We start from the raw sequence: 10,889 nt of genomic DNA on the forward strand, positions 1-10,889 counted from the left end.
ACCTCAGCCCTTGTCGAAGTCGGCGTCGATCACATCGTCGTCACCCTCGCCGCCGCCTGGCGCGGCTCCGCCGGGACCGGATTCTTCCGGCGAGCCGGTGCCCGCCGCACCGCCCGACCCCGCTTCCGCCCGGTGAGCCGCGAGTCCCGCGAAGATCTGCTGGAGTTCGGACGTCAGCGGCCGGACCTTGTCCGTCCCGGCCTCGTTCTTGACGGCCTCGCGGGCCTCGGTCATCAGCATCTCGGCGCGGGCCTTCTCGTGTGCGGGCGCGGCGTCGCCGAGTTCGCCGAGGCGCTTCTCGACCTGGTAGGCGATGGCGTCCAGTTCGTTGCGGGCGTCGACCGCCTCGCGCAGGGCCTGGTCCTCGCCCTGGTTGCGTTCGGCCTCCTGGACCATCCGCTCGACCTCGCTGCGGTCGAGGTTCGAGCTCTCGCTGATCGTGATGCCCTGCTCCTTGCCGGTGTCCTTGTCCCGCGCGGTGACGTTGAGGATGCCGTTGGCGTCTATGTCGAAGATGACTTCGATCTGTGGCTCACCGCGCGGCGCGGGGCGGATGTCGGTGAGCTGGAAGCGTCCCAGGACCCGGTTGTCCGCGGCCCTCTCCCGCTCGCCCTGCAGGACGACGACGTCGACGGCGGGCTGGTTGTCCTCGGCGGTGGAGAAGGTCTCGGAGCGGCGCACCGGGATGGTGGTGTTCCGCTCGATGATCTTCGTCATCACGCCGCCGCGTGTCTCCACGCCCAGCGACAGCGGGGTGACATCGAGCAGCAGGACATCCTTGACCTCGCCCTTGAGGACCCCGGCCTGGATCGCGGCGCCCATGGCCACGACCTCGTCGGGGTTGACGCTCATGTTGGGTTCCTTGCCGCCGGTCAGCCTTCGCACCAGGGCCTGGACGGCGGGGATGCGGGTGGAGCCGCCGACGAGGATGACCTCGTCGATGTCGTTGTCGCTGACCTTGGCGTCGTCCATGGCCTGCCGCACCGGGCCGAGGCAGCGCTCCACCAGGTCGCCGGTGATCTGCTCGAACGTGGACCGCATGATCGTCGTGGTCAGATGCTTGGGCCCGGAGGCGTCGGCCGTGATGAACGGCAGGCTGAGCTGCGTCTGGGTCACCGAGCTGAGCTCGGTCTTGGCCTTCTCAGCCGCCTCGAACAGTCGTTGCAGCGCCTGTGGGTCCTGGCGCAGGTCGATGCCGTTGTCCTTCTGAAAGCCGTCGGCGAGATGGTCGACCAGCCGGCGGTCGAAGTCGTCGCCGCCCAGATGGCTGTCGCCCGCCGTGGACCGTACCTCCACCACACCGTCGCCGACGTCGAGGATGCTGACGTCGAAGGTGCCGCCGCCCAGATCGAAGACGAGCACCGTCTCGTGCTCCTTCTTGTCCATGCCGTAGGCGAGGGCGGCCGCGGTCGGCTCGTTGATGATCCGCAGCACTTCCAGGCCCGCGATCCGTCCGGCATCCTTGGTGGCGGTGCGCTGGGCGTCGTTGAAGTAGGCGGGCACCGTGATGACCGCCTCCGTGACCCGCTCTCCCAGCTGCTTGGAGGCGTCGTCGGCGAGCTTGCGCAGCACCTGCGCGCTGATCTCCTCGGGCGCGTAGAACTTGTCGCCCACCTTGAAGCGGGCCTCCCCGCCCTCCCCCTCGACCACGTCGTACGCGACGGCCTTGGCCTCTTCGGAGATCTCGTCGAAGTGCCGGCCGATGAACCGCTTGGCCGAGTAGATGGTGCCCTTGGGGTTGAGAATGGACTGTCGGCGGGCCAGCTGGCCCACCAGGCGCTCACCCGTGTCGGTGAAGGCCACCACAGACGGTGTCGTACGGTTGCCCTCGTTGTTGGGTACGACCGTCGGCTCGCCGCCCTCCCACACGGCGATCACCGAGTTCGTGGTGCCCAGGTCGATGCCTACTGCCTTGGCCATGAGGAACTCCTTTTCGCGACGGGCGGCCCCCGCTCGTCCTCGGAGTGGCGCCCGGTCTTCCGCACGCGCTCAGGTGATGGCGGGGCCGCTCTGCGGGCGGCTGCTCTTCCCAGCCCCGCTGCTTGTGCCGGTGCCGGTCCCGCCGGGCAGCTCGGCCAGAAGCTGCACCGCTTCTTCGGCGACCGCGTCGTCGGCCACGACGTCGTACCGGCTGGGCTGCATGAAGCTCACCGAGGCGAAGTCCCGGCGGCCATGCTGGGCCGCGTGCACCAGCAGGCCGAGCAGAGCGCCGACGAGTGCTCCGAAAACCAGCCCGTACAAGGCGAGGAGCAGTCCCGACACGACCGGGTTCAGCCAGTTCAGCAGCCCGAAGATCCACCCGATCAGCGCGCCGGGCAGGGCGCCGCTCGCCGCGCCGTGCAGCACGGCCTCGGCATAACCCATACGGCCGGTCACCTGCTCGACCAGGCGCACGTCCTGCCCGATAATGCCCACCCTCTCGACGGGAAACCCCTGATCGGAAAGGTGGTCGACAGCGCGTTCCGCCTCCTGGTAGGTCGTGTACGAGGCAATGGTCCTGCGGACCTTCTCGTTCATGAGCCAGCCCTTCCTGCCACGGACACCGGTGCGGCCGAGGCCCCCTGACAACCCCAGGCTGGCAGTGAGCAGTGCGCTCCACCTGCACCCGGCAGGTCAGAAATCCACGCAGTCGGTCGGCCCACGAGAACAGGTTCAAATTCGGACACATCGGATGACCTCGCCTAGGCTGGGTACTCAGGGCTCACCCAGGCGTGGATCCCCCGGCTTGCTCGATCGCCTCCGATGGCCGGAGGAGAACGGAGTGATCTATGGCCTCCCGTCCGTCGCGGAAACTGTCCGCTGACGTCTCCGACCAGAGAGTGACCCGCCACCCGAGCAACACTGCGGGCACCGGACGGCACGCCCCCCGTCCGCTCGCGGCGCTGGACCCGTACGGGCTGCTGGAACTGTCCCGCACCCTGTTCACCTGCTCGGAGCAAAGTGGGATCGTGCGGCTGGCCATGCGGCACATCAGTGCCCTTGGTCCCTATCGCGCCGAGGCCGGATACCTCGCGACGGGCGACGATTTTTCTCGCGTTCCCGGCCACGACAGGGGAGCGCCGACCGCCGACGATGCGCGGATGAAGGAGTTGGACAAGGCCGACGGCCCGGTATCCCTTCCAGCGCGGTCCTGGAACTGGGCGTTCGGCCTGCGCGGGGCCGGCGGTCTGCTGGGCTACATCGTGGTCTCCTCCCACTCCGAGCCCGATGAGCAGGGACACTTCCTGCTCTCGACCCTCATGGGGTTCACATCGGCGGCCATGTCACTGGCGGCCTCCCGCCCCGAGCAGCACGACAACGCCGTCGAACTGAGCCGACTCCGCACCGAACGGACCACAGCGCTAGGGAATTTGGACACACTGCGCGCCAAGCTGCACCGGCAGAACACCGTGCACGAGGCCCTCGCCCGTGTCACTGCCCGGGGCGGCGGCGAGGACGCCATCACCCAAGCGCTGTACGAGCTCACCGGGCTGTCGGCGCTCATCGAGGACCGGTTCGGCAACCTGAGGTCCTGGGCAGGTCCCGACCGGCCCGACCCCTATCCGGTGCGGTCCTCGATCCACCAGGAAGAGATACTGCGGCAGGTCACGCGCGAGGCGGGCCCGGTCCGGGTCAAGGACCGGCTGATCGCCCTGGTCCGGCCGCGCGGCGAACTCCTCGGCGTACTCGCCCTCAAGGACCCCGAGGCGACGGCCGACGAGCACACCATGTTCGCCTTGGAGCACGCCCAGCAGTCGCTCGCCCACGAGCTCATGCATCTGCGCGAACTCGCCGAGGTCGAACTGCGGCTGCGCCGCCAGCTGATCGACGACCTGTTGGAAGGTACTGACGAGACGAGCGCCTACGCCCGAGCCGATGCCGTGGGCCACGACCTCCGACGTACTCACTACGTCGTCGTGGTGCACTGGCTGGGCAACGCCGAGGACTACTCCTTCACCCGTGCCGTCGAGCAAGCGACGGCCACCACGGTGGCCCGTCCGCTGATCACCCGTCGCGGCGGCCGGGTGGTCCTGCTGACCCAAGCAAGGCCCGACTACGCCGTGCACGCGGCGCTGTCCCACGAGCTGGGGACGCCCGACGGAGCGATCGGGGTGAGCACCCGCTGCGACTCCCCGGACGGCATTCCCCGCTGCTATCAGGAGGCACTGCGGGCCTTGGAGGTGCGGCAGAACTCCCGCCAGTGCAGCGGGACGACGTTCTTCGACGACCTTGGGCTGTACCGGATCCTGGGGCCCGGAAACGATCTCCGGGAGCTCGAGGGTTTCGTGCGCGAGTGGCTCGGCCAGCTGATCGACTACGACGCCAGGCACGATACGGAGTTGGTGGAAACGCTTTCGCGCTACTTCGACTGCGGAGGCAACTACGACGATGCGGCGGCCGCGCTGACGGTCCACCGCAGCACCCTGCGTTACCGGCTGCAGCGCATTCGTGAGATCAGCGACCGCGACCTGGCGGATGTGGACATCCGGCTCAACCTGCAAGTGGCAACCCGCGTCTGGAAGATCATCCTGGGCGGGTCGCTGACCGCGGTTGCCCGGAGGGCCGACGCAGCGGGTCAGCCCGGCACTCGAACAGGTCGCCTGTGACCTCAGGACCCGGCCGCGGCCGGCTGCGGTCAAGCCGCCTGAAAAGCCAGGACCGGTCCGCAGCCTGGCAGGAACCGGTGCCTCGACACCTTGGCCACCAACTGCGCCCCCGTCCAGGCACTGCTTGGTGAGGGAGCATGCCAGGTGGGCCCGCAGACCGGCCGCGTCGGTCTCCAGGTCTCCCCTCGTTTGCCCGGTGGTGGACGATGACCGGGTTGCCGTTGCGGTGCGCCTGGCGGGGTCAGGGAGGTGTGAGGGTGTCGAGCCGGGCGGTGAGGTCGGGGTGGGCGGCTGCCAGGTGCGGGCGGGCAGCGGTCAGGGGGGCGATGAGGTCGGCGGGGTCGTCGTGGGCGAGGGCCGTGTGGAGCTCGCTGATCGGGCCGCGGGCGGCGGGGGGAAGGCCGGTGAGTGCGGTGATCTGGCCGGCGAGGCGTCGCAGGTCGGCCGCGTTGCGGCGGGCCCAAGCGGCGGTGGTGCGGTCGGCGGCCCGGGCCTGACGGGTGGCCTGGACACGCTGCTCGCCGGTGGTCCCGGCCGGGCCGGGCCGGCCGCGCAGGTAGCGGCGCTCGGCGGCCTGGCGGCTGGCGACGCCGAGGGGGTGGGCGAGGTCGGCCCAGCTGGCGCCCGCGTCGCGGGCTGTTTCGATCAAGCCGGTCTCCCATCCGGCGAGCCGCTCGCGTACCTGCCGCAGCAGCGACAAGGAGGCCAGGGCCTGTTCCGGGCCGGGCGCGGGTGCGTGGGGGGCATTGGGGTGCTCGTGCTGCGCTTCGCGCAGGGCGTCGTCGATGGCGTTCAGGGCCGCCGCGGCGGCAAGGAACGACGCCGGGCTGTGGGCGTCGGTGTCGGGTGAGGACGGCTGGTTGGCCGGGGTCACGGGCACCTCCCTCGGGTCGTCATCAGGTAGACGACATCATGTTTGTCATCCATTGGATGACATGCTACAACAGTGCCAGTGAGGCGCATTGGCAGCAACTGCCTGACCCTGCTGGAGGTGTTTTCACGATGTTGATGCGCACTGACCCCTTCCGTGAGCTGGACCGGCTGGCGCAGCAGCTGATGGGCCCGGGCACCTGGTCGAAGCCGTCGGCGATGCCGATGGACGCCTACCGCGAGGGCGACGAGTACGTGGTGGCCTTCGACCTTCCCGGCGTCTCCGCGGACGCAATCGACATCGACGTCGAGCGGAACATGCTCACGGTCAAGGCCGAGCGGCGGCCGGTGGCGAAGGCCGAAGACGTGCAGATGGAGCTGTCCGAGCGGCCACTGGGCGTCTTCTCCCGCCAGATCGTGCTCGCCGACACCCTCGACACCGAGCACATCAAGGCCGACTACGACGCGGGCGTGCTCACCCTGCGCATCCCGATCGCCGAGCGCGCCAAGCCCCGCAAGATCTCCATCGGCGTCGGATCCGGACACAAGGAGATCTCCGGCTGACACCGGCCGGAGGGGTGCGGAGGACGGGCACCCGATCTCCCCCTCATCCCGCCCTCCGCACCCCCGTGGGCAGACCGAAGAACAAGGGGTGATGGCCGAGATGACTCTGCGACGCGAGGCGTTCCTCGCCCATGTGAAGGAACACGGTGAGTACGGCACTGCCGAGGAAGCCGAGCGCGCGGCCCGTGTGGTGCTCGCCCTGCTCGGCGCGCACCTGGTCGGCGAGGTCCGCGCCCAGCTCGCGGCACGCCTGCCGGAGGACTTCGCCCTGATCCTCCTCAACCCGCTCCAGAGCGCCGAACCGCTGTCGCCGGAGCGGTTCGTGCGGGCGACCGCAGCCTGGATCGAGGGCGCCACCGAGCAGACCGCGACCTGGGACGTCAGCGCCGTACTGTCCACCGTCGCCGACACAGCCGGCGACGACCTGCTGGGGCAGCTCCTGCTCCAGCTCCCCGACGGCTACGACCTGCTCTTCGGCCGCCCCCAGCCCACCTGACCCATACCTTCGGTGCCACACACCGACACCATCCCACCCGGCTCCACGAAAGGCATGCACCGCAGTGATCACCGACGTGCGCGTACCGCTTGAGCACCAGCAGCCGTACGGGACGGCGTACGAGCAGATGCTGGAGAAGGTCCGCTACGAAGGCGCCTACCCCACCCGCGAGAGGGCCGAGGAATCCGTCCGTCTGGTTCTGGCGGGGCTGGGACGTCAGCTGACCGGCGACGAGCGCGTCGACCTGGCCGCCCGGCTGCCCCTGGAGGCCGCACGCGTTCTGACCGCGCAGATCCCCGACACGCAGCCGCTGACCGGATGGGCCTTCGTCAAGGACCTCGCCGCCCGCTCCGGCGCCTCCCTGGCCACCACCCGGTGGGACACCGGTTCCGTCTTCGCGGCCGTCGCAGCGCATGCCGGCCCTGACCTCATAACCCGCATCCTCCACCAACTCCCCTCCGGCTACGCGTTGTTGTTCGGCCGCGCCGAACTCACCCCGGCCGCGTAGACGCAACACCTGCCCCGGGGCGTGACGGGCACGCTCCGATCCCCATCGGCCAGCCTCGTAAATGACCGAAGTCCCCGATCCGCCGCGATGGGGGACTTCCGCCCCGTCGCTCACGGCGCCCGCACCGTCTACGGTCCGGGCGCCGCAACGTCTGCCGGGCGACCGCCTTCGCGCTGTCGTACAGGGTGGTGCCGGTTCGGCGGGCGGTTTTCCATTGGGGTCAGCAGACCGTCACGTTCGAGCTGCCGCAGTGTCAGTGTGAGCATCCGCTGCGAGATACCGGTGACGGCTCGGTGCAGCTCACCGAAGCGCAAAGTGCGGTCTCACTGCGGCGAAGAAGGAGCTGGGGCCGATCGGCGTCCTGGAATTCAGCCCCGGCCCGACCGGGCGGCCGATCACCCAGGCCGCCCAGACCTCGGGCGCCTCGGGCACTGCACAATTCGAGCTACACGTACTGGGGGCCGTGGCCGCCGTGCAGCGTGTACTGCCGGAGATGCGTGTCCGAGACCATGGCACCTTGCTGCTGACCACCGGCGTCTCCTCGACGGTCCCCGCTGTGGCGAGGCCGACCCCGACGCCATCGGAGCTCGGTACTACAGCATTTATCAGCAACGGGACCGTGCTGAGGAAGTCATCGGCGACCTGAGCGCCTTCCCGGCCCTCGTCGACCGACAAGCCGGAGCGGCGCTGGACACCTCGCGCTCCGCCGACGCAACCCAATAGCGATTCAGCAGCGGAAGCGCGCGTCCGGCGCAATGCTCCATGCTCCCTCTCGGCGGTTGCATGTCCGTATCTGTGGGATATATGGCCCTGCGGACATGGCGGCCGGACCGCCGTGTCGAGAAGACTTGTCTCTGTCGGAAGGCCGACAGGCCCGAGCAGACGCGGGCACCGGCGAACTGATCGATGAGGAATACGGGTGAGTGGTCATGACGACGAGCGCTGACGCAAACAACAACGCCGAGGTGCGCGTGCCGGACACCAAGCTGGCACGGGAAGCGACCGAACTGGTCCGCGAGAGCACCAGCGAACTGATCTACCACCACTCACGACGGGTGTACTTCTTCGGCAGCCTGCAGGGCCGCAACCGCGACCTCAGCTTCGACCCCGAGCTGCTGTACATCGGCGCGATGTTCCACGACCTGGGGCTGAACGAGCGGTTTCACACCAGCGGACGCCGCTTCGAGGTCGACGGTGCCGACGAGGCACGCCGCTTCCTGCAGGCACACGGCGTACCGGAGGACAGCGTGCGCCGGGTGTGGACGGCCATCGCCCTGCACACCACACCCGGCATCCCCGAGTTCATGGAGCCGGAGGTCGCCCTGGTGACGGCCGGTGTGGAGTACGACGTCCTGGGCATCGGCTACGTGGACATCCCCACCAAGGAGCGCGAGAGGATCGTGGCGCTGCACCCTCGCCCCGACTTCAAAAAGCGCGTCCTCGGCGCTTTCACCGACGGCATCCGCCACAAGCCCGAGACGACCTTCGGCAACGTCAAAGCCGATGTGCTCCAGCACTACGTACCCGGCTTCCAGCGCGGCGACTTCGTACGCACCATCCTGGACTCCCCGTGGGCGGAGTAGCGCCCGTCGCACCGGGCACGGCCCGGGTCGTCGTCATCGTGGCCTTCGACCAGGTCCAGCTGCTCGATGTCAGCGGACCACTGGAGGTCCTCGCCACCGCCAATCGCTACGGCGCCCGCTACGACGTGCACGTGGTCTCCCCCGCCGGGCTCGACGTACCCACCTCCTGCGGGCTGCGGATCGGTGTGACCACGCGTACTGAGCAGCTTCCCCGCAACGTACACACGGTGCTGGTGCCCGGACGCAGAGACTGGCAGCGCGCCGCCGGCGACGACGCACTGATGTCCCTGGTCGGCACCCTCGCCGCGCGGGCACGGCGAGTGGCGTCGGTCTGTGCCGGCGCGCTTCTGCTGGCTCAGGCCGGGCTCCTGGACGGACGGCGCGCCACCACCCACTGGGAGCTGGTCCCGCAGCTGGCGGCCGCCTTTCCGCGCGTACGAGTGGCGGCGGACCCGGTGTTCCTACGCGACGGCCATGTCGTCACCTCCGCCGGTGTCACCGCGGGGATCGACCTGGCCCTCGCCCTGGTGGAGGAGGATTACGGAGCGGACGTCGCACGGGAGGCGGCGCGCCAGTTGGTGGTCTTCATGGCCCGGCCGGGCGGCCAGTCCCAGTTCAGTATCCGGATGACGCCACAGCAGCCGAAGCATCCGCTGGTACGCCGGGCGATGGACGAGGTCACCGCGGATCCCTCGCTTCCACGCGGCATCGACGCGCTCGCCGCGGAGCTCGACATCAGCAGTCGGCATCTGTCCCGCCTCTTCCGCCGGGAGACGGGCATGACACTTGGGCAGTACGTCGACGACGTCCGCGTGGAGGCCGCCCAGGCCCTGCTGTCCTCCGGCACCACCTCGGTGGAGGAGGTCGCGCAGCAGGCGGGCTTCGGTTCATCGGAAACCATGCGCCGAGTGTTCCAGCAGGCCCTCGGTGTCTCCCCCACCGTCTACCGGGCTCGATTCCGGAGCACGACCGCTCCCGCTCCCCCGGCTTGAGCCACCTCGCCGCGTCCTTGTACTGACACTGCCGCGTATGCCGAATACATCGCTGCGCAGGGCGAAGCGGGGCATTCAGCGGCCTCCGCCCCGCTTCCCGCCGGTCACCCGACCGAGCGTCTGGTGGCGAACCCGATTGCGGCGGCGACGGCGGCCGGGGCGGCGACGCTGGCGAGAGCAGTTGGCAGGGAGAGCCAGTCGGCTGTGAAGCCGATCACCGGAGGGCCGAGGAGCATGCCGCCGTAGCCGAAGGTGGAGGCGATGGCGACGCCGCTGGGGCCGGCGACGGCACCGGCGCGCTCCACGGCAATGGGGAAGAGGTTGGCCAGCCCGATTCCCGTGACGGCGAAGACCGGCCGCCTTGCAGTCGCTCAGGGCCGCGCACGCCGGACAGTTCTCACCGGCGGTGGACGCTGACGGCTCTCACCGGCGGTGGACGCTGACGGCGTAACCGCCGCCCTCGTACGGGTCGGCGTCCCAGGTGGCGAAGCGGTCAACGAGGGTCAGGCCGGCTGCGGCGCAGCAGTCGTCGTACTCCGACAGCGTGATGCTGGGCGGCACGGGCAGGTGGGCCGCGTCCAGGCCGAAGCCGGCGATCATCAGACCGCCCGGCCGCAGGGTCGCGGTCAGGCGCTTGACCACCGTGGCCTCGGTGCCGGGAGCGAGCAACGGAAAGATGTTGCCTGCCGCGACGACGAGGTCGAAGTCGGCTGCGATACCGAGCCGATCCGGCTCGAACTCGGCCAGGTCGGCTTGGAACCAGGGCAGGCCCGGCGCCTGTTCCCGCGCTACTGCGAGCATCGACGCATCGAGATCCACACCGACACAGTCGTAGCCGAGCTCCGCCAGTCGGATCATGACCCGGCCGGTACCGCATCCGGCGTCCAGTACCCGCGCTCCAGCAGGCACGAGAGCCGCGCAGAACCGCGCCTCACCGTGCACGTCCTTCCCGCTCCGGGCCAGCGCCGCGAACCGTGCGGCGTAGTCGTTTCCGGACGTCTCCCCGGTCAGCTCATTCCAACGGCTCATGAGATCAACAATAGATCCACTGCGGGTCTCTCTCGGTCACCACACAGGTGTCACGCAGCGGCCTGAGCAGTCCAGCCCTGCCGGCGTGACACCGATGCAGAGGTGGCGTACGGCTTCACCCCTACAAGTAGCCGGGGTGGGGGGCCCCCCGGGGGGGGGCCCCCCCCCCCGTTTGGGCGGGGTAGGGTGGGATTGAGCCCGGGGGCGGTGATGAGTAAACGGGGCGGGGGGCGGCCGCCCACGCGCGGGGGCCCCCCCCCG

10 protein-coding genes and 2 pseudogenes are annotated in these 10,889 nt (G+C 69.6%); 6 read left to right on the forward strand and 6 right to left on the reverse strand.

Annotated features, from left to right (window positions below; genetic code table 11):
* Window positions 1-3: 3 nt before the first annotated feature.
* Both dnaK and ACIGQF_RS07230 read right to left on the reverse strand, forming a co-directional pair.
* Window positions 4-1,920: a molecular chaperone DnaK gene (dnaK, locus tag ACIGQF_RS07225; protein WP_399706643.1), complete on the reverse strand. Its 1,917-nt coding sequence runs from the start codon at window positions 1,918-1,920 to the stop codon at window positions 4-6.
* Between the two features lie 69 nt (window positions 1,921-1,989).
* Window positions 1,990-2,517, reverse strand: coding sequence for a general stress protein (locus ACIGQF_RS07230; protein WP_399706647.1), 528 nt, complete (start codon window positions 2,515-2,517; stop codon window positions 1,990-1,992).
* 251 nt (window positions 2,518-2,768) lie between these two features.
* On the opposite strand from ACIGQF_RS07230, the gene ACIGQF_RS07235 reads away from it, so the two are divergent.
* Complete coding sequence (locus ACIGQF_RS07235) at window positions 2,769-4,586, forward strand: PucR family transcriptional regulator (RefSeq protein ID WP_399706649.1); 1,818 nt, start codon at window positions 2,769-2,771, stop codon at window positions 4,584-4,586.
* A 241-nt stretch (window positions 4,587-4,827) separates the two neighbouring features.
* On the opposite strand, the gene ACIGQF_RS07240 is transcribed toward ACIGQF_RS07235, so the two are convergent.
* Window positions 4,828-5,460, reverse strand: coding sequence for a type III effector protein (locus tag ACIGQF_RS07240; protein WP_399706652.1), 633 nt, complete (start codon window positions 5,458-5,460; stop codon window positions 4,828-4,830).
* A 128-nt stretch (window positions 5,461-5,588) separates the two neighbouring features.
* Here ACIGQF_RS07240 and ACIGQF_RS07245 point away from each other — a divergent pair, with 128 nt between their 5' ends.
* From ACIGQF_RS07245 to ACIGQF_RS07255, 3 genes are all read left to right on the forward strand, one after another.
* Entirely contained in the window at window positions 5,589-6,020 is a 432-nt protein-coding gene (locus ACIGQF_RS07245) for an Hsp20/alpha crystallin family protein (protein ID WP_399706654.1), read from the forward strand.
* A gap of 100 nt (window positions 6,021-6,120) precedes the next feature.
* On the forward strand, window positions 6,121-6,516 hold the full coding sequence (locus ACIGQF_RS07250; RefSeq protein ID WP_399707609.1) for a DUF2267 domain-containing protein: 396 nt from the start codon (window positions 6,121-6,123) through the stop codon (window positions 6,514-6,516).
* A 64-nt stretch (window positions 6,517-6,580) separates the two neighbouring features.
* On the forward strand, window positions 6,581-7,024 hold the full coding sequence (locus ACIGQF_RS07255; protein WP_399706657.1) for a DUF2267 domain-containing protein: 444 nt from the start codon (window positions 6,581-6,583) through the stop codon (window positions 7,022-7,024).
* Between the two features lie 221 nt (window positions 7,025-7,245).
* Here the strand turns inward: ACIGQF_RS07255 and ACIGQF_RS07260 are convergent.
* Window positions 7,246-7,344, reverse strand: a pseudogene (locus tag ACIGQF_RS07260) (winged helix-turn-helix transcriptional regulator); the annotation flags it as partial.
* 609 nt (window positions 7,345-7,953) lie between these two features.
* On the opposite strand from ACIGQF_RS07260, the gene ACIGQF_RS07265 reads away from it, so the two are divergent.
* Window positions 7,954-8,607 carry an HD domain-containing protein gene (locus ACIGQF_RS07265; RefSeq protein ID WP_399706660.1) on the forward strand — a complete coding sequence of 218 codons (654 nt, stop codon included), beginning with the start codon at window positions 7,954-7,956 and terminating at the stop codon, window positions 8,605-8,607.
* The gene (locus ACIGQF_RS07270; protein ID WP_399706663.1) at window positions 8,595-9,599 is read left to right on the forward strand and encodes a GlxA family transcriptional regulator; all 1,005 of its coding nucleotides are present in this window, start codon (window positions 8,595-8,597) and stop codon (window positions 9,597-9,599) included. Before ACIGQF_RS07265 ends, ACIGQF_RS07270 begins: the two co-directional genes overlap by 13 nt.
* A 104-nt stretch (window positions 9,600-9,703) precedes the next feature.
* Here the strand turns inward: ACIGQF_RS07270 and ACIGQF_RS07275 are convergent.
* A pseudogene (locus ACIGQF_RS07275) lies at window positions 9,704-9,949 on the reverse strand (MFS transporter); the annotation flags it as partial.
* A gap of 73 nt (window positions 9,950-10,022) precedes the next feature.
* Complete coding sequence (locus ACIGQF_RS07280; RefSeq protein WP_399706666.1) at window positions 10,023-10,628, reverse strand: class I SAM-dependent methyltransferase; 606 nt, start codon at window positions 10,626-10,628, stop codon at window positions 10,023-10,025.
* Between the last annotated feature and the right edge of the window lie 261 nt (window positions 10,629-10,889).

Origin of the sequence: Streptomyces sp. NPDC053560 (assembly GCF_044544605.1) — a bacterium.
Taxonomy (GTDB): domain Bacteria; phylum Actinomycetota; class Actinomycetes; order Streptomycetales; family Streptomycetaceae; genus Streptomyces.

Bases quoted from the DNA above. Each gene is read 5' to 3' on its own strand.
- ACIGQF_RS07245 (WP_399706654.1), top strand. From the start codon at position 5,589: ATGTTGATGCGCACTGACCCCTTCCGTGAGCTGGACCGGCTGGCGCAG.
- ACIGQF_RS07250 (WP_399707609.1), top strand. From the start codon at position 6,121: ATGACTCTGCGACGCGAGGCGTTCCTCGCCCATGTGAAGGAACACGGT.
- ACIGQF_RS07265 (WP_399706660.1), top strand. From the start codon at position 7,954: ATGACGACGAGCGCTGACGCAAACAACAACGCCGAGGTGCGCGTGCCG.
- ACIGQF_RS07235 (WP_399706649.1), top strand. From the start codon at position 2,769: ATGGCCTCCCGTCCGTCGCGGAAACTGTCCGCTGACGTCTCCGACCAG.
- ACIGQF_RS07280 (WP_399706666.1), bottom strand. From the start codon at position 10,628: ATGAGCCGTTGGAATGAGCTGACCGGGGAGACGTCCGGAAACGACTAC.
- ACIGQF_RS07230 (WP_399706647.1), bottom strand. From the start codon at position 2,517: ATGAACGAGAAGGTCCGCAGGACCATTGCCTCGTACACGACCTACCAG.
- dnaK (WP_399706643.1), bottom strand. From the start codon at position 1,920: ATGGCCAAGGCAGTAGGCATCGACCTGGGCACCACGAACTCGGTGATC.